At 67.2% G+C, this 24206-nt stretch carries 29 protein-coding genes, 3 tRNA genes and 1 riboswitch; of the genes, 15 read left to right on the top strand and 17 right to left on the bottom strand.

Annotated elements, in window-relative coordinates:
• Positions 1–8 precede the first annotated feature (8 nt).
• Positions 9–1364 carry an FGGY family carbohydrate kinase gene (locus tag AB0F43_RS09985; protein ID WP_360473347.1) on the bottom strand — a complete coding sequence of 452 codons (1356 nt, stop codon included), beginning with the start codon at positions 1362–1364 and terminating at the stop codon, positions 9–11.
• Between the two features lie 60 nt (positions 1365–1424).
• Between AB0F43_RS09985 and AB0F43_RS09980 the strand changes: the two genes are divergently transcribed.
• On the top strand, positions 1425–2153 hold the full coding sequence (locus AB0F43_RS09980; protein WP_360473345.1) for a polyprenol monophosphomannose synthase: 729 nt from the start codon (positions 1425–1427) through the stop codon (positions 2151–2153).
• 102 nt (positions 2154–2255) lie between these two features.
• On the opposite strand, the gene AB0F43_RS09975 is transcribed toward AB0F43_RS09980, so the two are convergent.
• The 3 genes from AB0F43_RS09975 to AB0F43_RS09965 all read right to left on the bottom strand — a co-directional run bounded on the left by AB0F43_RS09975 (position 2256) and on the right by AB0F43_RS09965 (position 4348).
• Positions 2256–3245, bottom strand: a complete 990-nt coding sequence (locus AB0F43_RS09975; protein ID WP_360473343.1) for a hypothetical protein — start codon at positions 3243–3245, stop codon at positions 2256–2258.
• A 123-nt stretch (positions 3246–3368) separates the two neighbouring features.
• Entirely contained in the window at positions 3369–3719 is a 351-nt protein-coding gene (locus tag AB0F43_RS09970) for a metallopeptidase family protein (RefSeq protein WP_360473341.1), read from the bottom strand.
• A gap of 17 nt (positions 3720–3736) precedes the next feature.
• Positions 3737–4348, bottom strand: coding sequence for a LuxR C-terminal-related transcriptional regulator (locus AB0F43_RS09965; RefSeq protein ID WP_360473339.1), 612 nt, complete (start codon positions 4346–4348; stop codon positions 3737–3739).
• A 44-nt stretch (positions 4349–4392) separates the two neighbouring features.
• On the opposite strand from AB0F43_RS09965, the gene AB0F43_RS09960 reads away from it, so the two are divergent.
• From AB0F43_RS09960 to AB0F43_RS09940, 5 genes are all read left to right on the top strand, one after another.
• Positions 4393–5046, top strand: a complete 654-nt coding sequence (locus tag AB0F43_RS09960; protein ID WP_360473337.1) for a hypothetical protein — start codon at positions 4393–4395, stop codon at positions 5044–5046.
• Between the two features lie 133 nt (positions 5047–5179).
• Positions 5180–5252 (top strand) — tRNA-Glu (locus tag AB0F43_RS09955).
• Positions 5253–5311: 59 nt separating this feature from the next.
• Positions 5312–5388, top strand: a tRNA-Asp gene (locus tag AB0F43_RS09950).
• A gap of 43 nt (positions 5389–5431) precedes the next feature.
• Positions 5432–5504, top strand: a tRNA-Phe gene (locus AB0F43_RS09945).
• Positions 5505–6198: 694 nt separating this feature from the next.
• On the top strand, positions 6199–6975 hold the full coding sequence (locus AB0F43_RS09940; protein ID WP_360473335.1) for a class I SAM-dependent methyltransferase: 777 nt from the start codon (positions 6199–6201) through the stop codon (positions 6973–6975).
• A 206-nt stretch (positions 6976–7181) separates the two neighbouring features.
• Here AB0F43_RS09940 and AB0F43_RS09935 read toward each other — a convergent pair whose 3' ends face one another.
• Positions 7182–7469: a hypothetical protein gene (locus AB0F43_RS09935; RefSeq protein WP_360473333.1), complete on the bottom strand. Its 288-nt coding sequence runs from the start codon at positions 7467–7469 to the stop codon at positions 7182–7184.
• A 32-nt stretch (positions 7470–7501) separates the two neighbouring features.
• On the opposite strand from AB0F43_RS09935, the gene AB0F43_RS09930 reads away from it, so the two are divergent.
• Positions 7502–8080 (top strand): hypothetical protein, encoded by a 579-nt coding sequence (locus tag AB0F43_RS09930; protein WP_360473331.1) that lies wholly within the window; start codon positions 7502–7504, stop codon positions 8078–8080.
• 729 nt (positions 8081–8809) lie between these two features.
• Here the strand turns inward: AB0F43_RS09930 and AB0F43_RS09925 are convergent.
• From AB0F43_RS09925 to AB0F43_RS09910, 4 genes are all read right to left on the bottom strand, one after another.
• Complete coding sequence (locus tag AB0F43_RS09925; RefSeq protein ID WP_360473329.1) at positions 8810–9484, bottom strand: class I SAM-dependent methyltransferase; 675 nt, start codon at positions 9482–9484, stop codon at positions 8810–8812.
• 201 nt (positions 9485–9685) lie between these two features.
• A complete protein-coding gene (locus tag AB0F43_RS09920; protein WP_360473327.1) occupies positions 9686–9904 on the bottom strand; it encodes a transposase in 219 nt (72 codons plus the stop codon).
• Between the two features lie 63 nt (positions 9905–9967).
• The gene (locus tag AB0F43_RS09915; protein ID WP_360473325.1) at positions 9968–10096 is read right to left on the bottom strand and encodes a hypothetical protein; all 129 of its coding nucleotides are present in this window, start codon (positions 10094–10096) and stop codon (positions 9968–9970) included.
• On the bottom strand, positions 10093–10782 hold the full coding sequence (locus AB0F43_RS09910) for a histidine phosphatase family protein (protein WP_360473323.1): 690 nt from the start codon (positions 10780–10782) through the stop codon (positions 10093–10095). The genes AB0F43_RS09915 and AB0F43_RS09910 overlap by 4 nt, the downstream gene beginning before the upstream one ends.
• Before the next feature lie 573 nt (positions 10783–11355).
• Here AB0F43_RS09910 and AB0F43_RS09905 point away from each other — a divergent pair.
• The 3 genes from AB0F43_RS09905 to AB0F43_RS09895 all read left to right on the top strand — a co-directional run bounded on the left by AB0F43_RS09905 (position 11356) and on the right by AB0F43_RS09895 (position 13489).
• On the top strand, positions 11356–12498 hold the full coding sequence (locus AB0F43_RS09905) for a zeta toxin family protein (RefSeq protein WP_360473321.1): 1143 nt from the start codon (positions 11356–11358) through the stop codon (positions 12496–12498).
• A gap of 229 nt (positions 12499–12727) precedes the next feature.
• Positions 12728–13213, top strand: coding sequence for a DNA polymerase (locus tag AB0F43_RS09900; RefSeq protein ID WP_360473319.1), 486 nt, complete (start codon positions 12728–12730; stop codon positions 13211–13213).
• Positions 13214–13297: 84 nt separating this feature from the next.
• Positions 13298–13489 carry a hypothetical protein gene (locus AB0F43_RS09895; RefSeq protein ID WP_360473317.1) on the top strand — a complete coding sequence of 64 codons (192 nt, stop codon included), beginning with the start codon at positions 13298–13300 and terminating at the stop codon, positions 13487–13489.
• Between the two features lie 4 nt (positions 13490–13493).
• Here the strand turns inward: AB0F43_RS09895 and AB0F43_RS09890 are convergent, their stop codons facing one another.
• The 4 genes from AB0F43_RS09890 to AB0F43_RS09875 all read right to left on the bottom strand — a co-directional run bounded on the left by AB0F43_RS09890 (position 13494) and on the right by AB0F43_RS09875 (position 16874).
• Entirely contained in the window at positions 13494–13850 is a 357-nt protein-coding gene (locus tag AB0F43_RS09890) for a hypothetical protein (RefSeq protein ID WP_360474498.1), read from the bottom strand.
• Positions 13850–14209: a sigma-70 family RNA polymerase sigma factor gene (locus tag AB0F43_RS09885; RefSeq protein ID WP_360473315.1), complete on the bottom strand. Its 360-nt coding sequence runs from the start codon at positions 14207–14209 to the stop codon at positions 13850–13852. The genes AB0F43_RS09890 and AB0F43_RS09885 overlap by 1 nt, the downstream gene beginning before the upstream one ends.
• A gap of 43 nt (positions 14210–14252) precedes the next feature.
• A complete protein-coding gene (locus AB0F43_RS09880) occupies positions 14253–15332 on the bottom strand; it encodes a serine hydrolase domain-containing protein (protein ID WP_360473313.1) in 1080 nt (359 codons plus the stop codon).
• Positions 15333–15449: 117 nt separating this feature from the next.
• Complete coding sequence (locus AB0F43_RS09875) at positions 15450–16874, bottom strand: MFS transporter (RefSeq protein ID WP_360473311.1); 1425 nt, start codon at positions 16872–16874, stop codon at positions 15450–15452.
• An 89-nt stretch (positions 16875–16963) separates the two neighbouring features.
• Between AB0F43_RS09875 and AB0F43_RS09870 the strand changes: the two genes are divergently transcribed.
• Complete coding sequence (locus AB0F43_RS09870) at positions 16964–17635, top strand: TetR/AcrR family transcriptional regulator (protein WP_360473309.1); 672 nt, start codon at positions 16964–16966, stop codon at positions 17633–17635.
• Position 17636: 1 nt separating this feature from the next.
• Positions 17637–18230 carry a GNAT family N-acetyltransferase gene (locus AB0F43_RS09865; protein ID WP_360473307.1) on the top strand — a complete coding sequence of 198 codons (594 nt, stop codon included), beginning with the start codon at positions 17637–17639 and terminating at the stop codon, positions 18228–18230.
• Between the two features lie 133 nt (positions 18231–18363).
• Here AB0F43_RS09865 and AB0F43_RS09860 read toward each other — a convergent pair whose 3' ends face one another.
• On the bottom strand, positions 18364–18726 hold the full coding sequence (locus AB0F43_RS09860) for a YciI family protein (protein ID WP_360473305.1): 363 nt from the start codon (positions 18724–18726) through the stop codon (positions 18364–18366).
• A 109-nt stretch (positions 18727–18835) separates the two neighbouring features.
• On the opposite strand from AB0F43_RS09860, the gene AB0F43_RS09855 reads away from it, so the two are divergent.
• The gene (locus AB0F43_RS09855; RefSeq protein ID WP_360473303.1) at positions 18836–19795 is read left to right on the top strand and encodes a pyridoxal-phosphate dependent enzyme; all 960 of its coding nucleotides are present in this window, start codon (positions 18836–18838) and stop codon (positions 19793–19795) included.
• Positions 19796–20070: 275 nt separating this feature from the next.
• A riboswitch (cyclic di-AMP (ydaO/yuaA leader) is annotated at positions 20071–20261 on the top strand.
• Positions 20261–21118, top strand: a complete 858-nt coding sequence (locus AB0F43_RS09850; RefSeq protein WP_360473301.1) for an NlpC/P60 family protein — start codon at positions 20261–20263, stop codon at positions 21116–21118. Its footprint overlaps the riboswitch before it by 1 nt.
• Before the next feature lie 192 nt (positions 21119–21310).
• Here AB0F43_RS09850 and AB0F43_RS09845 read toward each other — a convergent pair whose 3' ends face one another.
• Genes AB0F43_RS09845 through AB0F43_RS09835 form a run of 3 tightly spaced genes read right to left on the bottom strand, consistent with a single transcriptional unit; the run spans position 21311 to position 23429 of the window.
• A complete protein-coding gene (locus tag AB0F43_RS09845; RefSeq protein WP_360473299.1) occupies positions 21311–21967 on the bottom strand; it encodes a response regulator transcription factor in 657 nt (218 codons plus the stop codon).
• Entirely contained in the window at positions 21964–23142 is a 1179-nt protein-coding gene (locus AB0F43_RS09840; RefSeq protein ID WP_360473297.1) for a histidine kinase, read from the bottom strand. Before AB0F43_RS09840 ends, AB0F43_RS09845 begins: the two co-directional genes overlap by 4 nt.
• Before the next feature lie 53 nt (positions 23143–23195).
• Positions 23196–23429, bottom strand: coding sequence for a hypothetical protein (locus AB0F43_RS09835; RefSeq protein ID WP_360473295.1), 234 nt, complete (start codon positions 23427–23429; stop codon positions 23196–23198).
• Between AB0F43_RS09835 and AB0F43_RS09830 the strand changes: the two genes are divergently transcribed.
• On the top strand, positions 23422–24174 hold the full coding sequence (locus AB0F43_RS09830) for an ATP-binding cassette domain-containing protein (protein WP_360473293.1): 753 nt from the start codon (positions 23422–23424) through the stop codon (positions 24172–24174). The two genes, AB0F43_RS09835 and AB0F43_RS09830, sit on opposite strands and share 8 nt — an antisense overlap.
• Positions 24175–24206 lie beyond the last annotated feature (32 nt).

Raw genomic sequence — 24206 nt, 5'->3', positions numbered from 1 at the left:
AACTCTCCTCAGGTAGTCCGCGACACCACTTTATGGAATCGATGCCAGAACGCGCCATCCCACGCCTCCGCAACCTGTGGACAAACCTCGATCTGCCTTGCCGGCAACGGCTTCGCCGCCGATCCCGTCACCACCTCGGCGGCCATCAGCGCAGCTCCCTCGGCTGCCGTCGCCTCACCGTCCAGTACGGCGAACTCCCGGCCACCGGACGCCTGAGCCTTCCGGCGCATCCAGCCACCAAGCCGCACCGGACCACCGAACGCCACAGTGCTCCGCCACTCGATCCCCAGCAACCGCGTCTGCTCCTCAGCCATCCACCGCGCGTGGAAGCTCAGCGCGTCCACAAGCGCCCGCATCTCCTCCGCTGGATCATCCACCGACCGCAGTACGTCGTACGTCGACGTCGGATCCGGCGCAGGCGCCTGTCGCCCTTGTGGATAAGGCGCGATGAACCGCTCACTGGGCGCGTCCACCTCGTCCAGTACGGCGTTCAGCCACGTGTAGTCGCGGTCGAGTGCAACAAGCCGCTGCTCGACCAGACCGCCCGCCGCACCGTTGCCCGAGATCGCACAGCCGTACCGGCCGTCGACGTACCAGCCAGTGCTGATGCCCTCTCGCCGCAGTACGTCGTCCAGCACCGGTGCACGACTCGGTGTGATGACGGCTTCCGCCGTACCGAGGGAGTCAGCGACCTGACCGGGTTCACGCACCCCTGCCGCCCACGCGCCGACCAGGTGGTCGTGACCACACAGCACCACTGGTATGCCGTCCGGTGTGGTCGCTGCGACGGTCATGGGCTCGACAACGGGTGGCAAGCGGTCCAGGCCGCCGTACGCGAGCAGGTCGGGGTCCCACTGCTTGGTGCGGAGATCCAGTACGCCGAGACGCTGGGCGTGCGTGAGGTGCATCGCGTAGGTGCCGGTCAGCGCGGCTAGGACGAGGTCCGGAGCACCGGCCCACAGCCTGGTGCGGGCTCGCTGGGCGCCAAGCCACCGCCAGGTGACCACTGGCAGCTTGGGACTGCGCCGGAGACCAGTCCGGGCGTAGAGCTCCTCAGCACCGATCTCAGCCCGCAGCTGCTCAGCCTCCGCCACCCCTGGCTGGTCACGCCAGGTGATGAGCTTGGTGAGCGGCTGAAGCTCCCGGTCGAGCGGTACGCCGGTCTCCGCCATGCCGGAGATGCCGATCCCCTGGACCTGCTCCCCGCCCGCGAGCTCCCCGACCAATCGCCGTACGGCGTCCTGCAGCTCCACAGCGTCATCCGGCGTACGCACCGACCGGACGACCACGCCAGGCCCTGGCGTGCCCGGAACTCGGCACACCTTCAAGTTCGTCGTACCGACATCGACACCTATCCAGGTCACCTGTAAGACCCTAGACCGGGTGATGCGATAGCGTCCGGTGGTCCCCGAAGAAGGAATGTCATGGGTGAGCTGAGCAAGATCGTGGTCGTCGTGCCGACCTACAACGAGCGGGAGAACCTGCCCGTGCTGGCCGGGCTGCTGTCCGACCTGAACCTGCCGGGCCTGCAGATGCTCGTGGTCGACGACAACTCGCCCGACGGTACCGGCGACGTGGCCGACGAGCTGGCGAAGGCGTCCCCCGAGACCGTCGGCGTACTGCACCGGACCGAGAAGAACGGTCTCGGCCGCGCGTACATCGCCGGGATCAGCCGGGCGCTGGACGAGGGCGCGGACATCGTGATCCAGATGGACGCGGACCTGTCACACCCGGCCTCGGTGATCCCGACCATGGTCGAGACCCTGCGGACGACGGACGCCGGTGTCGTGATCGGCTCGCGGTACGTCGAGGGCGGCTCCGCGGCCGCCGAGTGGGGCTGGCACCGCCGGGCACTGTCCGCGTGGGCCAACTTCTACGTGAACGCGATCCTGCGGCTGCACGTGAAGGACGCCACCGCCGGCTTCAAGGCCTGGAAGGCCGACACGCTGCGGTGGATCGACGTCACCACGATCCAGAGCAACGGGTACTCGTTCCAGGTCGAGATGAACTACCGCACGGTTCGCCGCGGGCTGCGGATCGCGGAGGTCCCGATCCGGTTCGAGGAGCGTACGGCGGGTGCCTCGAAGATGAGCTTCAGGGTCCAGATGGAGTCGGCGCTGATGCCGTGGAAGCTCCGGTTCCGTCGCTCCTGACGTTCGGATCGAGCGGGCCACCGACGCGGTCATCCGCTGCACCTCGGGCCGGACTGCGTCCAGGTCCTGGACGTAGCCGGCCCAGCCCCTGCTCCGACCCCATCAGATCGAGCGGGCGACGGACGCCAGCATGCGGGTGCCGTCGCGGAAGACCGCTGTCTGAGCGTCCTTGCGGGCGGCGACGCACAACGTCACGGTGACGTTGTGGATCGACTCGACGCCGGTCATCGTGGTGCATTTGGCAACGAGCGAGAGGACTCCGCCGTTGCTCGCGGTGTACCGGCCTGAATAGGTCAACTGGGCCTGGCTGCCGATGTTCGAGTTCGCCGGGCTGAGAGTCTTGACGGATGATTTCCGGACGCCGGTGAGGCGATCGGCCTTGATCAGATCCTGCGCCACGGCCGCGACCGCGACGCGTGCCGGGTAGCCGACGGGACTCACCATGACGAACACAGCACCAGCCTTGGTGCGGGAGCCGAGCGTGACCGAGTACTGCGTCGAGCGGTCCTTGGTCCAGCCGCTGGCCGGTTTGACGTAGACGTCGTCGTAGACCTTGATGCCCTCGTCGATGTCTTTCAGCGTCCGCGTCCGCTCAGCCGGCGTCGGGGTCGGGGTCGGCTTGGGAGTTGGCGTGGGGCTGGCTGGTGGAGTGCTCGGGATGGTCGTCGGTGGATCTGACGGGCTGGGGGTGGAAAGGCCGTCGGAGTAGGTGGCGGTCGGCTCCGCAGTGGTGGTCGAGCCCGTGCGGGTCAGGAGGACGACCGCTGCTCCGCCGATGAGGGCGACCACGACTGCGATCGCGGCTGCGATCAGCCAGGGTGCCTTGCTCCTGGGCGGCGTTTGGTGCGGGCCGAGGTGTTGCTGGTCGACGTACGGCGGGCCGTAGTACGGGTTCTGCTGTGGGCCGTAGTACGGGTCCTGCTGTGGGCCGGAGTTCGGGTTCTGGTGTGGGCCGTAGTTCGGCTGGGGCTGCGGCGGCTGGGCGTAGTGCTGCGGCTGGGCGGGCTGCGGCTGGGCCGGCGGGACGCCGTACGGGAGCGTCGGTTCGTTGTCGGGGTTCCAGGCAGGCGTCTGGGAGGTCGGGTCACTCACGCGGGGGCCTCACTCGGTTGGCGATGACGAAGAGACCGGTCCCCGACTCCGGCCGGGTGAGGTTACCTCAATCTCGTGATCCGCGTCGCATTTTTACGGCCGAATCGCACCAAGTAGCAACGCCTACCCGTAGCCGAGTTCGTGCAGGCGGGCGTCGTCGATGCCGAAGTGATGGGCGATCTCGTGCACCACGGTGATGTTCACCTCGTCTACGACGTCCTCGACTGTGTCGCAGATCGCCAGCGTCGGGTTGCGGTAGATCGTGATCCGGTCCGGCAGCACCCCGCCGTAGTAATGCCCGCGCTCGGTCAGCGGGATGCCCTCGTAGATCCCGAGCAACTGCGGATCGCTCGCCGGCGGCTCGTCCTCGACGAAGATCGCGACGTTGTCGATCAGCGCCGCCAGCTCCGACGGCACCTCGTCCAGCGCCTCGGACACCAGCACCTCGAAGTCCGCCCGGCTCATCTCGATCACGCAGCCAGGGTAGTGAGTCAGAGCCAGCCCTGCCTGGAGGCCTGTACGCCGAGCTGGAACCTGGTCTGGGCGCCGAGGGCCTCCTGGAGGCGGCCGATCCGGCGGGCGATGGTGCGTTCGCTCACGCCGAACTCCCGCGCGATCGACTCGTCCGTCAGCCCGGCACTCAGATAGGTCAGCAGCCGCTTCTCCTCCAGGCTCGGGCCGGCGGTCACGTCGTTCAGCTCGGTACCGCCGGTGATCGGCACGGCCATCCGCCACAGCGCCTCGAAGATCCTGGCCATCCCGGCCAGCAGCGGAGAGTCATGTACGACGACCGCAGCGAACGCCGGCCCACGTCGTACGTCGGACCGCGCACCGACCAGCGCCCACCGGTCGTCGAGGATGGTGATGTTGAGTGGCACGTGTGGGAAGACCCGTGCGGTCTCACCCGCGTCGATACACGCCTGCACCATGTGCAGTGCGTTGGCGTCCTGGAGGACATGGGCTCCGTAGATCACGTCGTACCGAACGCCGCGTTCCAGAGCCTGGAACATCCCGTCGACGATCCGGAGCTCCCGCGCCGCGAGGTTGCCCATCGTCATGGCGCGGACCTGCCGCTGGACGTCGGTCTGGACTGAGTTCAGCACCGCCTGCGACGCGGCGTACGTGTGTGCCCGCTCACGGCCGCTCGATGCTCGATCCGGAGGTGAACTACCGCGTCTTCACCGCCCTGTACGGCTTCGACCCGGTCGCCTCGCGGATCTCGGCCGACTTGGTCGCGCGGGAGCTGAACAGCCTGGCCCTCGGGTACGGCGACCTGCCCCTCTTCACGTTCAACGCGTACGCCGCTCCGGGTGGCGAGGTCATCCCCGGGTATGGCGTCTCGCCGAAGCGGATCGCGTTCGGTGACGGCGTACTGGAGGGCTTCGCCCGGGTCGGACTGGGTGACGTGGCGCCGCAGGCCATCCTGGCGCATGAGTTTGGTCACCACGTGCAGTACGCCGACGGCCTGATGCGCGCCGACCTGCCCGCACCCGAGGCGTCACGGTGGGCCGAACTGATGGCCGACGCGTACAGCGCGTACTTCCTGACCCATGCCCGCGGGGCGGCGATGCAGTGGAAGCGGGTCGAGCCATTCGGGCAGATGTTCTACCAGCTGGGCGACTGCGGCTTCGACGGCGACGGGCGCCACGGCACACCCAACCAGCGGATGCGGTCCGCCCTGTGGGCCCACGGCCTCGCGGACGCCGCCCGGCCGCAGGGCCACATCCTGCCGGCGCTCGGCTTCTACGACCTGTTCAAGGCGCACTACCCCCAGCTGATCGCCCCTGACGCAACCAGCTAGCCCTCCCCACCAGGGCGCCGTACGCCGTCTCCTCCCCGGCGTACGGCGCCCGTCTCGTAACTCGTTTTGGAGCCAGCGCCCAACTCCTCTATGCTTACGGCTGTCCCTGGAGCTTCGGCTCCCGCGGGTCCGAGTCCCCATCGTCTAGTGGCCTAGGACGCTGCCCTTTCAAGGCGGTAACGCGGGTTCGAATCCCGTTGGGGATACGGTCGAAAGACCGGTGTCAGAACCACCTCGAGGATGCTGTAGGATCATCGAGAAATCTGGCCCAGTGGCGCAGTTGGTTAGCGTGCCGCCCTGTCACGGCGGAGGTCGCGGGTTCGAGTCCCGTCTGGGTCGCCAGGAGAGGCGGCGGTGTCAAACACCGCCGCCGCATTTTCTCCCCGGTCAGGTAGCTCAGCTGGTAGAGCGTCCGCCTGAAAAGCGGAAGGTCGGCGGTTCGAGACCGCCCCTGACCACCTTCATTGAGCGTGAATCGGGCCATTCTGGTTCGACCGCAAGTGCCCGTGAGTCCCCCTGAAAGACCATCTGTAGTTGCACGGATGTTGCACGAGAACCCGTCCTCTTCCTGTCAAGGGATCGAGGGCGGGTTTTGTCGTTTGGTGCACCTGCACAAGGCCAACGCTTGCGTCTTCCCGTCTGCCGTTCAGCCCACGCGTAGCGCGATCAGGAGACGCCAGAGGGGCCAAATGGAGCGCCCCGCTGGACGAACGATCTTGGCCCCTCTGGTGGCTCCTGATAGGTCCTGACTGGGCTGAGCGGCCGACGGGAAGACGCACCCCGACCCCTCCCAACTAGCCGGCCAAATCGGACCCGTCATCCCGGAGTCGTGAGGCCCCCGCCGGAGGCGTCTGCTGTTGCTCCAGGAAAGATCCCCGGAGCGCGCTGCGCGGGTGGTGAACGGCCGGAGGGCGCATGCGCACGCCCGCGCAGCGCGCCGCAGGCGCGCCTTGATCCATAAGAGCTAAATCCGGCAGAGGTCCGGCCGGATGGTCTGTCCTCCGTCGGGTGATGCGCCACATTCATCCGCCAGATGATCTGCGACAGCCGAAAGTACGCATCGCGGCATGACAGGGCGGGTTGCCCTTGCAAAACCATTGGTGAACCGACTTGCTTCGCTGATGTACTGATGTGCGACTTTGAGTCTGCCCCGTGTCGGAGGTAGTAGTTGTGACGACGAGCTATAACGCGCTTGCCGAGGTGTACGAGTGGCTCATCTCGGATGCAAAGCTGGCTCCGGCCGAGTTCGCTGCGTCGTTCGATGACGTCCTCAGTCTCCTGCCGTCGAACGCTCACGTCCTCGATTGTTCGTGCGGAACCGGACAGTTGGCGGTTGGCCTCGCCGGTCTTGGCATGCAGGTTGTCGCAACTGACGCCAGCGAAGCGATGGTTCGTCGGACTGCGGAGTTGTCTGAGGAGTTCAGGGCACCTGTCCGGACAGTGCGGGCGGACTGGCAAGAGTTGCCCGACCATTTCGATGACGACACCTTCGACATGGTGTTCTGCGTTGGCAACTCGCTGCACCATGCCGTGGGCGCGAGAGGCAGGGTTGCTGCTCTGGAGTCGATGTCACGGCTTCTGCGCCGTGGCGGGCGCTTGGTACTCACCTCCCGCACCTGGGAACTCGTGAGGGCCAGAGGTTCCCGGCTGGACATCAGTGACCGACTTGTCCGCCGGAACGGTCGCAATGCCGTCGTGGTCTACCGCTGGGAGATTGCGTCACATTGGGAGGAGGAGCACCACATCGAGATTGCGGTCGCGCAAGTTGATGCGGCTGGGTCGGTTCTTGTCCGCTCGGAACTGCTGTCGTGCTGGCCCTACCGATACGACGAACTCGCAGCCGAGTTGCACCAGGTCGGACTCCGGACGGAAAGGAGCACGTACAACCCTGAGGCCGAGAACTACATGGTGGTGGCGAGCAAGGTATAGACAACGGGCTCACAGTCCCTGGCCGGACCGCGCGGTTGCTCGCAGGAGGCTTGCGCCCTCTCATCGGCAGATCCGTGCGTTACTCCCTCACGTGGACGGCAGACTTCTAGCCCGTCGCACATCACTTGGCGGACATGTGTCGCGCACACCGAGCATCAGCGGTAGCGTCACGCAGCTGTGGCGCAGATCATGGAGGCGCATCTCCCTCAGCCCAGCAGCCGTTCCTTCGCCTGCTGCCGCTTGTGACTGCGCAGCCCTTCACTGCAAATCTCGATCAACGGCACCGTGCGGTGGGATCGCCGCGTCTTCGGGGTGACAGCCTGCTGAACCCCACCAACGCGTTGAAGCTTGGCGACATTCCGCTGTAGCACCTCCTCGCGAACGGCCGCCTGCAATGCCTTCCGAAGAACGGCGTGGACCTGCTCCACCAGCCGGTCGGACGGATGCCAGGCCACATCCCGCAAGCTAAGCGCAATCACGCCGACCGCGTGCATGCGATGCACCGGGGACCACGCTCGTCACCGGCGTGACGAGGATGGCGGCCTGCCCGACGATCGCCTGGACGCTGCGCGACGGCACCGTCAGCCGCAGGAGCACCCGACCGATCATGATCAAGCCACCCGGCCTGAGATGTATGCTGACCGGCGCTTACTGCGCGATCACGATTACTGGGGGGCAGGAATTGCCGACTCATGAGTGGACCATGGCCAACGATGGATATGGCCCGCCTCGACGGCCCTGGCGGAAGGCTCAGATGGTCATCGCCTTCGGTGTGCTGGCGTGCCTGGGTGTCGCAGCCGTGCGCTACGTGATCGGTGCGCAAGGAGGGGATGCTCCGGTCCTTGACACGAAAAGCTACAAGACCAGCGTCGATTGCCAGGTGAACACCGTCGGATCACAGGGCACGGTGACGATCAGCGGCACGATTTCAGGCGACTCGCGGAGCTACTCAGTGACCGTTGAGGTCTTGGATGGAGCTTCTCAGCAGAGGATCGGCGGTCAGACCTTCGAGGTTCGCGACACGACGACCTTCGGAGGAACCACCCCGGCAGAAGCTCCCATTGGACCGGCAGGCATCGAATGCAAGATCACCAAGGTGGCCTAGCCCAGTGACCGCAACCTGGACCGCACCAGGCAGCGCCGGCGGCCGCGAGCACCCGACGGATGGAGCAACTCGGCGACCGGCCGTGTGGTCTCCCCTGCGACTGCTGTCGAACTGAAAGCGGAAGATCGGCGGTTCGAGACCGCCCCAGACCACCCTTCTTGAGCGTGAATTCGGCCATTGGCCAGTGCCTCCGAGTACTTCTGAGTGACCCTGACTGGCCATAGCTAATCGCACGCCGATCGCACGGCGTCCCTCGGTGCCCTCTTCGTGGCGGGACGACGGCTTGTGGGCGCCCATCAGAAACTGTCCGGGCAACTTGCCGAGATCCAACAGATTCATGCCGACACGTCGCTGTCATCGGCTGAGAAGACCGCTCGCGCTAACCCGGTCCTGTCTCCTCAAGGCACCTGGGGCCACGTCCTCTACACCATCGAACGGACCCGGGAAGCGATCATGCGCAACGCGTTGGAAGACCTTCGAGGACCGGTGTTGTGGGGGGCGCTAGTGTCGCGTGCGGCGCGACTGCCAGCGTGTGGTCGCTCTGGCTCTGATCACGACCTCCGCACCCGCCTGTCGCCCAGATGGCTGCAAACCCAGGCGAGTGCGGCGCGGGTCAAGCGTGTCGGGTTTGCTCAATTCCGCCGGCACGCGGGCTGAGCGGTCGGGCTGGCACAGCGCTTCACTTGGCCATTCGGAGACACGGCTGTCTCGGCCGGCCCCACGGCTGGGTCAGCCCGGCTTGACCGCCAGCGTCGCAAAATAGTGCGACATGTATTGAGCGGATGCGTTGGATTGGTGCGGCGCTTCCGCGAAGCCGGTGAGGACGAACCCCGCGGCGAGTTGCCCGCCGATCTGGTCGGTGAGGGTGTGGCTGTATTCAAGAGCGGCATCCGCGCCGAACTTCGTGGCGCGTTCCTCGGCGGAGTATTGCGTGACATCGCTGTAGGGCAGCTTGTGCACGACGATCAGCTCGCCGCGCTCGTCGAGCGCCTCGTGGTCGAACAAGTACACATCAGGGTTGAGGAAGCCCGCGAGCAGACTTCCGCCCGGTCGCAGGACGCGGAAGCACTCACGCCACACCGGTGCCAAGTCTGGTACGAAGAGGTTGGAGACCGGATGGAATACGACGTCGAATGTTGCGTCGCCGAAGGCGCTGAGGTCGCGCATGTCGCCTAGGACGGTGCGCAGCTCGAGTCCGTCGCGCGCCGCCACCATCTGGTCCTGGCCGAGCTGGCGGGGTGAGTTGTCGAATACGGTGACCCGCGCCCCTGCGGCGGCGAGGATCGGACCCTGCTGGCCACCGCCGGAGGCCAGGCACAACACGTCCTTGCCGGTCAGGTCCGTCGGCAGCCAGGAGCGGTCGACTGGCTCACGCCCGATGAGAACAATCGACCAGTCGCCCATGCGGGCGCGCTCGACATCCTCAGCACTCACCGGCCTCGACCACTCGTTGCCCTCTTGGACATACTTGTCCCAGGCTGCCCGATTGTGGGCAACGGGGTCGACAACATTGTCCTCCACGTTTAACTCCCTGCTACAGCCGAGCGGCCACCTGCGGTACTGACAGTTCGGTGCCGCCAGCTAACACGATTGCAGGGTGCGGGCTCAACGAAATTGCCGGGCATCGAGGTGTCCACGGGCTCGACGGGTGGTCGCACAGTGGGTGCGTAAGCGCTGGTTGCCGGGGTTGCGGAAGCCGTAGGCGTCGCGGGCGATGGTCTTGATGACCCGGTTGGTACCTTCGGAGCCGGCGTTGGTGACCCCCGGTGTGCAGGAACGCAAGGACGCGGAAGGTCGGCGGTTCGAGATTGCCCCTGACCGCACTTCTTGAGTGTGGTTTTCTCTTTCTGAGAACCGCCAACCACTCCCGCTAGGACCGCAACGTCCCTACGCGGTGAGGAGAACCCCCGGTTTGTCGAGCGCCTTCCGCCGGTCCTCCGGCGACGCATGCGCATAGGTCGTCACGTGTACGTCCGCGTGCCCGACGATCGCCTGCACGATGTGCGGCGGGATCACACCAGGGGTGGCTCTCCAAGACCCTGCAGGTGGTGGGTGTCGTTCAGAGACACAACCTGGTGGCTGAAGTGGGTGTCGTTGCGGCGGAGGGTGGTGATACTGCCTGCACTCAGGGGAAAGAAGACCCGGTCTGTCGACGTCATCGGCATGCCGATCCAGGCAGCAATCAGATAGCTCGATGCGGACCCGTGAGACACCACTATCTGGTTCGCGACTGGTCGACGGAGGACGTCCTCTAGTGCCGGGTACAGGCGTTCGACCAGTGCCATTCGTGTCTCCGCACCAGCCGGTCCGTCGTGGTGGCCGAGTCGATCGCCGTACTCCGGAAGTGGGATGCGGCGCTCGGCGAGCCACGCCTGGGGATGCCCGTCAGCCTCACCGTTGGACCTCTCGCGAAGCCGCGCATCAGTCTGAACCTCGACGAAGAACCTCCGAGCAATTCGCTCTGCCGCTTGGCTGGCTCGACGCAGATCAGAGGAGTAGACCTCGACCGGCTGGAGTCCGATCCTGCTCGCCAGGACCTCGGCGATGCGTTCGGCCTGCAGTCGCCCCAGGGCTGTCAACTCTGAGTCGTGCCAGCCTCCAACGATGCCGTCAACGTGATGCTGCGCCTCGGGATGCGTGACGAGGTAGATGTGTCTCATTACCCTCCTCCCACCCACCTTTGCGGGCTCAGAGCCTCTCACGAGTCAGCAATACACGCCGGGGAGACGTTCTTGCGCAGGTCCCACCTGGGTCCGTCAGAAATGACAAGCCCAGACAATGTATCGAGCGCCGAGAAACGGCCACCTCGTAAGTGAAAACCTCTCACATGATCCGAACCTGGTGTCGGTCGCGGGCCTGCCACAGCACGCGGCCATGACGGGCGCAGGGTTCGCGCACTGGGACCGTGCCGCCAGGCGATGCTCTCTGGGCCGTGGCCTCATCCGCGTCGGTGCTCGCCTTCGGCGTCTTGGGGCTCGGCGCTCTGACGGCAGGGATGGGGTTCCTGCGCGACTTGGGCGCACCACCATGGTTCGGCTATTGGGGCGTGATCACCGGGGTGCTCGGATTCGTTGCCGCATCGTCCGGGATCTTCGCTGGCCTGAGCTTCCTGGCCGGACCATTCAACGTGAGCTTGCTAGCTTGGCTCATCGTGCTCGGCCTTCGGCCGGTGCGCAGCCGATGGCTCGGCTGGAGAACCGGGGGTTCGGTAGCGTCTGCGTATGGTCCATGTGCTAGCCGAAGTGGCTGTGGTAGGTGGGGCGCCTAGGCAGCAGGTGGCGGCTTTTGAGGTTGCGCTCGAGGGGGCCGGGCAGGCGATCGGGTTGTATGCGGAGTTGATCGCTGGTGAGGACGCGCGCGCGGAGCCGGACGTCGGGGCGATTGCGAAGTGGCGGGCCGAGCAGCGGGGTTGGGCTGCGCGGCGGCGGGGGTTGCGGCCGGAGGATGGGGCGGAGATTGATGCCATCTATTCGGAGGGCGAGGTCTTGCTGGCCGAGCCTGATGAGACCCCGCGCTGCGAGCCGGTTCTGGACGCAGCCGAGAACGAGCGGATCTTTCGGGAGCGGATCGTTCCGGACGAACTGACCGGAACGCCGCAGGAGCAGCCGATTCTCGTGATCGTCGCCGGGCAGCCTGGGGACGGCAAGGCGGTGGTGACCGCGCTGATAGAAGGCGTCCTCAGTCGCCACGGGCGGCAGCCGGTGACGATCAGCCCGGACCGGTATCAGCACTACTGGCCCTTGTTTCGTACGCCGCTCGACGAAGAGCCAACGTCCGAGGGTTACCTGAGCACGGACAGCCGCCGATGGACGACGAAGGCGACGTCGTACGCGCGTTCCCACCGCTTCGACGTGGTGATGGAGTCGCCGCTGCTCAGCCCCGGGGACGTCGAGCAAGCGGCTCAGGAATTCAAGTCGGCTGGATATCGGGTCGAAGTCGCGATCCTCGCCGTACCGGAGGCTGCCAGCCGACTCGGCGTACTCGATCGTCACATCCGCGCACTCGAGGTCTACGGCTACGGCCGGCTCGCCGATCCGGCGATGCACGACAGCAGTTACCACAGGGTGCTCGACACGGCCGAGGCGATCGACAGACCGCAGTACGTCGATGAAGTCGCCGTACTGCGTCCCGACGGGCAGATCATCCACGCCGGCAACGGCCGTTGGCAGCAGGAATCGAGTGCGGCGGAAGCGGTCGAGCGGGAGCGGAAGCGCCCATGGACGGCCGCGGAGTCACGCGAGTTCCTCGAGGCCGTCGCGGAGATACGGCGGATCGGGCGATCTGCGCCGATCGAGTGGATTCAGCGTGAGGCAGCCGACGGCGCGAAGTTGGTCACGTCACTGGCGAAGCCTCACCTTCACCCGGACGCCGTGACATTCCACGTCGCGACCGCCGGAGTGGTGCCGCCGGACGCCTAGACTAGGAACACGCCCGGCGGCGTGACCGGCGCGTCAGACGCCGTTCTCGTTGACCTGCCGCGCCGGCCGCCGGGTGCGCTGGGAGTAATCACTGGTGACCCTGCCCTGTGTGTCCGCGGACCCTGTCATCGTCTCCCAAACCGCCGCGCTTGGCGTACTTCTCCGCTTGTCTTCCCGACGCCCGTTTCCCGACATCATCTCCTGATCCGTCGGCCTCTTTCTGAATACCATGACTCCTCCTCGGGTATCACACTCGCGGTTCCCGCAGGCGGTCGCGTACGTCGACGACGCGGCGCGGGCGGGTGAGGAGGGGCGGCTGGTCCGTACGTACCTCGGCCGCACCTGCCCGCCCAGCGGTCACCCGCTCGACGCGGCGCTCCTGGAGGGCCCGCCGGCCGACATACCCACCACGGATCCCCGCCACGCCAGGGCCCGCGGCCGCTTCACCCGGAATTTCGTCGTCCAGGGCAGCACCGCCGACTGGGCCCTGCTGCTCCTCGGCGCCCTCCGCCAGTCGCTGGCGCCGCTCAAGGCCGAGCTCGTCTTCTTCCAGCACGACGAGGTCATCGTCCACTGCCCCGCCGACGAAGCCGACCAGGTCGCCACCGCCATCCAACAAGCCGGCAACCTCGCCGGCACCCTCACCTTCGGCCCCACCCCCACCAACTTCGCCTTCACCGTGGCCGCCGTAAAAAGCTACGCCGACGCCAAATAGCGCCGCTCAAATCCGACCTCTTGCCCCCATGACGCCTCTAAGCTCATGTACTCCGTCATACGACATGTGAGGACGTGAAACGTCATGACGTTTAGAAAAGACAGCAACAGCAGTAAGGGAACCGGCGGGAAGATCAAGAAGTCCGAAATCCAGCAGAAGCCCAAAGGCAAGTCCGCCGCCGCGCACGTTTCGGAGGTGGCAGAGAACGGCGGCGCGGTGACGGGCAGGACGTACGACAAGGCGACCCGCCGGACCGGAGGCGGATTGTCGAGGTAACCATTCAGGTCCGAGCCGAGACCGGTGACGCCCGCCCGCGTCGCCGGGGTTTCAGGGGAGATGGCTCGGGAGGCGGTACCGGGTGAAATTGTGCAATTTGGCCGGACTCGATGCGGAAGATGTCGAGGGCGAACAGGCGGTAGGTGGTGGCGATCGGGAGTTTGAGGTAGGCGGCGAGGGTGGGTTGGTGGTTGACGGTGGTGGGGAGGAAGCGCCAGTGGCCGCGGTAGGTCGGCGTGAGTTTGGGGGTGATCGAGCGGATCGGACGGGCGCGTTGCAGCGCCGAGTTGACGGCCGCCACCGACAGCTCGACCGCAGCGGCGGTCTCCCGAGCGGACCAGCCCAGCACGTCACGAAAGATCAGTACGGCGCGCTGACGCGCAGGCAGGTGCTGGATCGCGACCAGGAACGCCAGCTCGATCGTCTCCCGCCGGATCGCGACCGCATCCGGCTCCTCCGCCCGGTCCAGCAGTACGTGGGAAACGGCTGCAGCCACGGCACGTCCTCCCGCGCCGGCAGCGCGACCGCAGGGAACGAGGCCGGCTCCAGGTGGTACGGCAACACCCGCCGCGGACGCCGTACGTCGATGCACGCGTTCGTCGCGATCCGGTACAGCCACGCCCGCAGCGACGAGCGACCCTCGAAGTCGCCGTACGCACGCCACGCCCGCAGGAACGTCTCCTGCACCAGGTCCTCGGCCTCGTCGTACGACCCGAGCACGCGAACATGTCCCCGCTGTCCTTGATCCTAGGGACGACACGGTTCACGCGGAGCCGCAAACAGCCTTGTCCAGAAGGGTGTCCACGTACTGGTCGGAGTCGGCTCCGAAGTCGGGGGTGAGGGCAACAGTGACCTGGTGGCGGGCATCGGTCGTGGAGAAGGTCCAGGACTGGTAGGTGAGGGAGTCGCCGTCGTTGCCGTAGAGCCGGAGGCCGCAGGTGGTGTCTCGCCAGGCCAGCCCCAGGCCGTAGTTCCTGCCCGCCTCAGCCGGCGTCTTCATCTCTGCAAGCAGACGTGATGAGAGCAGCTTGCCGGCGAGCAAGGCGGTGAGGAAGTTGTTGAGGTCACGGGTGGTCGAGATCAGCTCGCCGCCGGCGCCGAACACCGACGGGTTCATCTCGGTGAAGTCGAGCAGACCGTGCCCGGACGGGACGTAGCCGTGCGGATGCGGCCCGCGGATCCGTGGTGACGTTCCGGGCATCTCAGTGCCGTGCAGACCCAGCGGCCGGATCAGCCTGCGCTCGACCGCGTCGCCGTACGACTCCCCAGTCACCGCCGTGATGATCTCGCCGAGGACGGTGTAGTTGGTGTTCGAGTAGTCGAAGGTCTGGCCCGGCGGTTCGACCGTCGGAGGATTGGCCACCGCACGCTGGATCACCTCGTCGGCGGTCCACGTCCGCCACCGGTTGGCGAGGATGTCCGGCATCGTCAACGTGTCCTTGAAGTCGTACAGCCCGCTCGTGTGGTTGAGCAGGTGCCGCACGGTGATCTGCTGACCGTTCGGAACCACCCCAGGCAGCCACTTCTCAACGGGATCCTCCAGCCGCAGCTCGCCTTCGTCGACCAGCTGCAGTACGACGGTCGCCACGAACGTCTTCGTGATACTTCCGGCCCGGAACCGTCCGTTGACCGGCACAGCCCGCGTCGTACCGACTTCCGCTACACCGCTGGCGCCGCGCCAGACCCGATGCCCGTCACGCACCTCGGCGAGCCCACCCACCGCACTCGCCGCAACCACGCTGTCCAATTGCCCCTGCAAAGGTGCACTTCCAGCAGCAGCCGGAGCCGCAACGACCGCCATAGCAGTCACCCCGGCCACCAGCGCCCCAACCAGTCGCTTCATCCCGTCCTCCTGTACAGATCAGTTCGGACCAACCATTCCGAACCAACTGCCCCACCGGATCCGGGAACGCCCTCGCATCTACCCCTAATGCCATCTAGGGGGTTGCCACAGGCAACCTCATGCCGCAGCGGTGGCTTCGGTCAGTTGTTCCGAAGTGGGTTGGAGTTGGGGGGAGGCGAGGGTGAGGAGGACGTTGGCTACGGCGAAGACGGCGGCGGCCAGGAGGCCTCGTTCGTAGCCGGCGACGAGGGCCTGTTGCTCAGTGGCGCCGCGCGTCAGCTCATGCGTTGTGTGAGTGATGGAGAGCGTGGTGACGATCGCCAGACCGAGTGCGCCGCCCACCTGGTACATCGCGTTGACCACACCGGACGCGGCGCCGGCCTCAGCCGGCTGGACTTCGGAGACAGCCGTGATCTGACCAGGAACACCGACACCGAGGATGCCGAAGCCGAAAATCACCAACCCAGGCAGCAACTCAGTGACATAGCTGCCGGTAGCGTCAGCCTGCGAGAGCAGCAGCAAGCCGGTCACACTCAACACAGCCCCAGCGAGCTGCACAGTACGAGTGCCAACGCGCTGCACGAGCTGCGACGCCAGCACCGCCCCGAGGATCGCCGCACCACCCATCGGCAGGAAGTGCACACCCGCCTCGAGCGCACTGTCCCCACGCACCTGCTGCAGGTAGATAGCAGTCAAGAAGAACATGGAGAGGAACGCAGCACCGTTCAGTGCAAGCGATCCACTCGACACACTCAACGCACGTGACCGGAACAAGCGCAGCGGCACCAGTGGAGCAGCAGACCGCTTCTCCACCACTACAAAGGTCACCAGCAGCACCACTCCGGCAGTCAGTACGCCGACAACCTCGAACGAACCCCACCCCGACGGCTCCGACCGCACCACGCCGTACACGACCGCCAGCAGCCCCGCCGTACTGAGCACAGCCCCCAGAGTGTCGAAAGTACGTCGACCAACCGCGTGCCGTACGTCGGGAACGAACACGGGGATCACAGCGACCAGTGCAATCACGATCGGCACGTTGACGAAGAAGATCCACTGCCAGCTGAGTGAGTCGACCAGTACGCCGCCCACCACCACACCGAGCGTGCCACCGAGACCCGCGAGACCACCCCACACGCCCATGGCGATGTTGCGCTCCCGCCCATGCGCGAACGTCACCGTCAGGATCGCGAGAGCCGCAGGAGACAGCAGCGCCCCGCCAAGACCCTGTACGGCGCGCGCACCGATGAGGAACTCGGGTGAGTTGGACAACCCCGCGACCAGCGACGTGACACCGAACAGCAACAGCCCGGCCACGAACACCCGGCGCGGGCCGAGCAGGTCGGCCATCCGGCCGCCGAGCAGCAGGAAGCCGCCGAAGAGCAGCGTGTAGGCGTTGATCACCCACTGCAGGGAGTCGGCGGAGAAGTTCAGGTCCGCCTGGATGTGCGGCAGCGCGACGTTCACGATCGTCACGTCGAGCACCACGATGAACTGCGCTAGGGCCAGCACCGCCAGGGTGGCCCAGGGACTGCGTCGCATGCCTACCTCACTCAGAAGAAGTCTACGCTGTATGTATACGTTGTATGCGTACGCAGTACACGCTAGGTCTACGGTGTAAACTTGTCAACGTGATCAGCAAAGAACCCGCCCGCCGGCTGGATCCGGACAAGGTCGTCGACAGCGCGCTCGCGATCGCGGACGACGAGGGCCCGGCCGCCGTCACGCTCCGCCGGCTGGCCGGTCTGCACGAGGTCACGCCGATGGCGCTGTACCGGCACTTCAAGGACAAGGACGACCTGCTCGCCGCGCTCGGCGACCGGCTGCTGGCGGATGTCGTACTGCCGGAGCCGACCGACGAGCCGTGGGACCGTCAGCTGCACCAGGTGCTGGCGGCGTTCGTCGACGCACTCAGAGGACACCCGCGGCTGGCCGATCTCACGCTGTCCCGCATCCTGGTGGCCGAGCCGGGCCTGGTGATGGCGGAGCGGACGATGGAACTGCTCACCGAGGGCGGGTTCTCGGTCGACGACGCGGCCGAGGTCGGACGGCAGTCGATCTGCTCCCTGATCACGCTGGTGACCAACGACCCGATCGCACGTGAGGTCAGCGACCCGATCGCACGCGAGGATTCGTTGCGAAGGAAGCGTGCGTCCCTGGCCGCCCTGCCGCCGCGCAAGTACCCGCTGGTCACGGCCGCCGCTGACACTCTGGTGTGCCCGACGTCAACAGACCGGTACTACGAGCTGGGTATCGAGTTGGTGGTTGCAGGCATCCGCGGCGTACTGAAAGAGGGGAAGTAGCTTGGCGCTCAGTGTTATGACCTACCTGGAGCAGCACAGCCCGGACGAGATCGTGCCGGCGCGTGAGCAGCCGGTGGAGATCAGACGGGTCGAGGAGGTCTCGCCGGAGTTCGCCCGCTACCTCTACACCGCGGTCGGCGGTCACTGGCACTGGATCGGCAAGCTCGGCTGGAACTGGGACCAGTGGGTCGAGTGGCTGAGCCGGCCCGGGTTCGAGACGTACGTGCCGTGGGTCGGTGGCGTTCCGGCCGGGTACGTCGCGATGCGCGGCGTCGGCAGCGAGGTCGAGCTCGAGAACTTCGGGCTCCTGAAAGCCTTCATCGGCCGGGGCATCGGCGGTCACCTGCTGACAGTCGGCCTCCGCAACGCGTGGACCCTGCACGAGCGCCACGACAGCGTCGAACCGATCACCCGCGTCTGGGTGAACACGAACACCCTCGACGGACCCGCCGCAATGGTGAACTACCAGGCGCGCGGCCTCAAGCCGTACAAGACGGTCGCAGAGGAACGCCCCGACGCCGACGGCCCGCCGCCCGGTCCCTGGCCCGGCTGGTCCGGCCCACCCGGCGTGGTCCGCGACGTCCCGGCAGGCTGATGCGAGGCCGGCGCACTGAACGGGATCGAGTCGATCAAGCGGAACGCGGCCGAGGGCGAACGTAGACAACCAGACGGCCTGAGAACCCAACAAAAGAAGGGGTCTCGCCACGACGGCGAGACCCCTTCTGCGTTCAGAGACCGGATTCGAACTCCACCGGCCGAACCTCGACGCCGAGGCCCTCGATCGCGGCGTCCGGGATCATCGCGGCCAACTCGTACGCACGTTCGGCCGAGGCCACGTCGATCAGGTAGTAGCCGCCGAGGAACTCCTTCGACTCCACGAACGGCCCGTCCGTCACGGCCGGTACGCCGTCGCGGACCTTGACCACCGCGGACTTGGCCGGCTCGCCCAGCGCGACCGTGCTGTGGAACTCGCCCGACTCCTTGATGGTCGCCATGAACTTCTCGTGCCCGGCGCCGATCGCCTGCTGCTCCTCCTCGGTCAGCGCGGCCAGCACGTCGGGGTTGATGTTCAGCACCAGCAGGTACTTCATGGTGTCTCCTCCATCCACGGCCCCCGGCCGGGAGCCTCTCGCCCATCAGTACGGAGCCGACCGAGCCATCTTGACATCGGTTGCGCGCGAGAGCAGATAGCGTGGCCCCATGACCGGATTGAGTCTCACAGACGTCCGGTCCGCCGCCGACCGCATCGCCGGGGTCGCCCACCGTACGCCGGTCCTGACCTCGCGGACCCTGGACGAGCGGGTCGGGGCGCAGGTGTTCCTCAAGGCGGAGAACTTGCAGCGGATCGGCGCGTTCAAGTTCCGCGGCGCGTACAACGCGGTCAGCCGACTCTCGGCCGACCAGCTCCGGTACGGCGTCGCGGCGTACTCGTCGGGGAATCACGCGCAGGCCGTCGCGCTGGCGGCGCGGATCGCGGGGACCACGGCGGTCATCCTGATGCCGGCCGACGCGCCGCCGACGAAGCTCGCCGCGACCCGTGGGTACGGCGCCGAGGTCGTCACGTACGACCGTTACGCCCAGGACCGGGCCGCACTGGCCAAGGAGCTGGCGACCGAACGAGGGCTCACTCTCATTCCGCCGTACGACCACTATGACGTGATGGCCGGGCAGGGGACGGTCGCGCTGGAGCTGATCGAGGAGACCGGGCCGCTGGACGCGCTCCTCGTCCCGGTCGGGGGCGGTGGGTTGATGGCCGGTTGCGCGACGGCCGCGACGGCGCTGTCGCCGGGAATCCGGATGATCGGGGTCGAGCCGGCCGCCGGTGACGACCACGCCCGGTCGCTGGCGGCGGGCGAGCGGGTGGAGATCGCCGTACCGCGGACGATCGCGGACGGGCAGGCGATCTCGACTCCGGGCGAGTTGACCTTCGCGGTGAACCGGGGGCTGGTGGACAGCTTCGCGCTGGTCGCGGACGACGAGATCGTGGCCGCGATGGCGTTCGCGTTCGAGCGGTTGAAGATCGTCCTCGAGCCGAGCGGTGCCAGCGCACTGGCGGCCTTGCTGGCCGGGCGGATCCAGCCGCTGCCCGAGCGCGTCGGAGTGGTGCTGTCGGGCGGGAATATCGGCCTGGACCGGTTCGTCGAACTGCTCGGAAATTAGCTGAATTCACAAGCACCTGAGGGTGCCCTGCGTACGCACTGTGCCCGTTGTCACAGAAAGCAATTATTGAGTGTGAGCCAGATCACATCGAGCTGCTCATTTGCCCCCTGAACCCCGGTCAGACGCGCTCAGGACACCTGGTGTTCACCACCGGTCACTGATCCGTCAGAGAGCCATTCAGGGTCTTCCACGACACACCCTGAGGATCTGAGGGTTTGCGTCGTGATCATTTTGTTATACAGTCGGCGACGGTTCGGTAAACCACACGAACCGCAGCTGTGTCAACGCCGAGCCCTGCCAGACACAGCTGACCCCCTCGAAATACATGGCAGGGGTGGGGGACCCAGGAGGTTGGGTCTCGACCGTGAGTGGTCGGGACCCTGGGGTGAAGTCCGCGGGAGCGGACCGGGCTATGAATCCCAGCCCGAACCCGACAGCTAACTCCGCAGGCGTCGGGAGACCACCATGCCCGTCACTGTCCGACGGACGTCGCTGTCGCGCGCCGTCAGCCAGACCAGCGAGCTCAGTACCAGGCCCACCGGCCGGACCCTCGCGAAGCACCGCAAGCCCACCAAGCCCACGACCCCTCGGGCCGCGGCCGCCGTCCTCACGGTAGGCCTCGCAGTCGGCGGTGGATCCGCTCTCACCGTCATCACCCCTCCGGCCTCCGCCTCGGCGGCGACGACCTCCGCCACCGCAACCACTACGCCGCGTGGATATTGGAGCGTCCCGAGCCGGCCGCTGCTCCGGTTCCGTGACTCCGGTCCGACCGTCAAGTACGTCCAGCGGGCCCTGCACCTCGGCCCTGACGGCTACTACGGCGCCAGCACCATCCGGGTCCTGAAGAAGTACCAGGCATCCTGGGGTCTCAAGGTCACCGGTACGACGACCCGGGAGACCTGGAGCCGGCTGACCTGGACCGCCAAGCGCGGGCTGCTGTACGGCAGCAAGGGCACCTCGAGCACCACCACGACCTTCCGCGCCAAGGTGCTGCGCGAGGCCGCCAAGCTGAAGGGCACGCCGTACCGCTACGGCGGCACGACTCCGCGTGGCTTCGACTGCTCGGGCTACACCGGCTACGTCTACAAGAAGGCCGGCAAGAAGCTGCCCCGTACGTCGCGTGCGCAGTACAGCGCGACCAAGCACATCAGCCGCACGGCCGCCAAGCCGGGTGACCTCGTGTTCTTCAAGAGCGGTGGCGGCGGCGTGTACCACGTCGGCATCTTTGCCGGTGGCAACATGCTGTGGCACTCCTCGAAGCCGGGTGTGCCGGTCCGGAAGGCGAAGATCTGGACCAAGAGCGTGGCCTTCGGCCGCGTCTGAGTCCGACCTGTCAGCATCCTCTCCCCCAGGATCGCTGACCTGAAACCGGTCGCGGGCCGTCGTCCCCCTCCCCTCCGACGGCCCCGACCGGTTCCGCCTTGTCCGTCCAAGCCCGGCTGTTCGTCCAAGCCCGGCCTCTCGTCCGAGCCCGGTGTTCGTCCGAGCTCGGCGTCTCGTCCGAGGCCCGGCGTCTCAGTCGTCCAGCAGCCCGGCGTCGTGGGCGAGGATCGCGACCTGGACGCGGTTGGTGGCGTCCAGCTTCACCAGCACGCGGGAGACGTGGGCCTTCACCGTCGCCTCGCTCATGAAGAGCTGCTTGCCGATGTCGGCGTTCGACAACCCACGCCCGACCGCGCCCAGCACCTCGCGCTCCCGATCGGTGAGTACGCCGATCCGCTGCCGCGCCTGCCGCTGCCGGTCCGAGCGCGAGTCCGCCGCGAAGTGCCCGATCAGCCGACGCGTCACCGCCGGCGACAGCATCGCGTCCCCGGCCGCGACCACCTTCACCGCCTGCACCAGCTCGCGCGGCGGCGTGTCCTTCAGCAGGAAGCCGCTGGCCCCGGCCTGCAGCGCCCGGAACACGTAGTCATCCAGGTCGAACGTCGTCAGTACGACGACCTTCGGCGGGTCCGGCAGGGCCTGCACCTCACGCGTGGCCGCCAGCCCGTCCAGCCGAGGCATCCGGATGTCCATCAGGACGACGTCCGGCCGGTGCTTGACCACCATCTCCGCGGCGTCGGCGCCGTCCCCGGCCTCGGCGACCACCTCGAGGTCGTCGTCCGACTCGAGGATCATTTTCAGCCCGGCCCGGACCAGCGCCTCGTCGTCCACGATCAGCAGCCGCGTCATCGTTCCCCTTCATCCACGTCGTCCCGGCCGTCCGGCCAGGGCAGCCAGGCTTCCACCTGCCAGCCGCCTTCCTGCGTCGGTCCGGTCGACAGCCGGCCGCCTGCCAACTGGACCCGCTCCCGCAGGCCGACCAGGCCGGCGCCGGAGCCTGGGAGCAGTGAACCAGCAGCCACCGGCCGCACGTTCGTCACCCTGACTGTGACGCCATCTCCCCGGCCGCCGTGGACGACCACCTCGGTCGAGGCTCCCCGGGCATGCTTGTGCACGTTGGTCAGCGACTCCTGCACCACGCGGTAGATCGTGCGCCCGAGCGAAACCGGTACGTCGTCCGCCAGCGAGAACTCGCCGGTCACACTCACCCCGGCGTCCCGGGACGCCTCGACCAGGCGATCCAGGTCCGACGCCCGTGGCACCGGGGTCAGGTCGGCCCCGGCGACGCTCAGGTCGGACCGCAGTACGCCGAGAACCTCGCGCAGATCCTCCATCGCCTGCCGGGCGGTCTCGCGGATCAGCCGGGCCGAGTCCTCCACCTTCTCCGGGCCGACCGCCGGGTTCACCTCGAGTCCACCGGCGTGCAGGGCGATCAGCGACACCTTGTGCGCGAGGACGTCGTGCATCTCCTGGGCGATCCGCGCCCGCTCCCCCAGCCGGGCCTGCTCGCCGCGCAACTCACGCTCCGCCTCGGCCCTCTCGGCACGGTCCCGCAGCGACACCATCAGGTCGCGGCGCGCGCCGATGTAGGCACCGGCCGCGATCCAGGTGCCGATCAGGAACGGCGCGGTGAACAACGAGACCACGAGGTTGCTGTCGCCGGACCACGACGAGTTCACCACATAGGCGACGTACGCCGCGATGCCCAGGACGGCGAGGACCAGGTCGCGGCGGCGGATCGCCAAGGTCAGCAGGGCGAGGCCCATCGGGACGAAGATCGCCGCGGTCAGCATCGCCAGCACGGTGATCGCGGTGACGATCGCCGGGAACCGCCGGCGCCAGAACAGCGCGACCGACGCCACCACGCCGGCGCCCAGGACGTACCAGTCCTTGATTCCCGAGCCGCCCCCGCCGGAGGCGGCCTGGAGAACGACGGTGAGCAGGCTGAAGCCGACGAACAGGATGTCGCGCAGGCGCGGGGCATGCCTGACCCACCAGGCGTACCACCGGCGCAACCGTCGCATTGTGTCAGCGTAGTTGCGCGGTCATGGTGATCTCGTCACCCGTAAGGGTGGGTTCAGGGGTCGTCCCGGACGACTTTCGTAGGGGGTGATCGCAGCCGCTCGTCCGATGTGCGACCGGGGTGCCGGACGGTTGACTCGACGTCATGATCACCGTCGAGAACCTGACCAAGCGGTACGGCAGCACCACGGCTGTCCACGATGTCTCCTTCACCGTCCAGCCGGGCAGCATCACCGGCTTCCTCGGCCCGAACGGCGCCGGGCAAGTCCACCACGCTGCGGATGCTCACCGGGCTCACCCCGCCGACGTCGGGCACCGCCACCATCACCGGCAAGCGGTACGTCGACCTGCCGAACCCGGGCCGTGTCGTCGGGGTCATGCTCGACGCGGCCGCCCAGCACCCTGGCCGGACCGGGCGGGAGACGCTGCTGCTCAACGCGAGCCTGCTCGGTGTCCCCAAGACCCGGGTGGACGACCTGCTCGAGGCCGTCGGTCTCAGCCACGCCGCGAAGCGCCGGGTCGGGCAGTACTCGCTGGGGATGCGGCAGCGGCTCGGTATCGCGAGCGCGCTGCTCGGCGATCCCGCCGTACTGATCCTGGACGAGCCGGCCAACGGGATGGACCCGGAGGGCATCCGATGGATGCGCGGCCTGCTGCAGGACTTCGCCGCCCGCGGCGGCACGGTGATCCTGTCCAGCCACCTGCTGGGCGAGGTCCAGGCGACCGTCGACCGGCTGGTCGTCATCGGCGGCGGCCGGATCGTCGCCAACGGCTCGCTGGAGGAGCTGCTGGCCGGTAGCGGCACGCTCGTCCGCGGTCTCGATCCGATCGGCCTGAACCAGGCCCTGACCGCCGCCGGTCTGCACCTCGAGCCGATGCTGGACGGCTCGCTTCGCGTCGACGCCACCGCCGAGCAGGTGGGCCGGGCAGCCGCGGCGGCCGGCCAGATCCTGCTCGAACTCCGCGAGAGCGACGGCGCCGGCCTGGAGGACCTGTTCTTCCAGTTGACCAGCCCGGCCGCCGAAGCCGCCTGACCTCACCTACTTCTGGAGCTCATAGCCATGAC

Source organism: Kribbella sp. NPDC023972 (assembly GCF_040639075.1).
Classification (GTDB): domain Bacteria; phylum Actinomycetota; class Actinomycetes; order Propionibacteriales; family Kribbellaceae; genus Kribbella.
The sequence above is the reverse complement of the archived record's forward strand: the minus strand, read 5'-3'. Positions and strand labels throughout refer to the sequence as shown.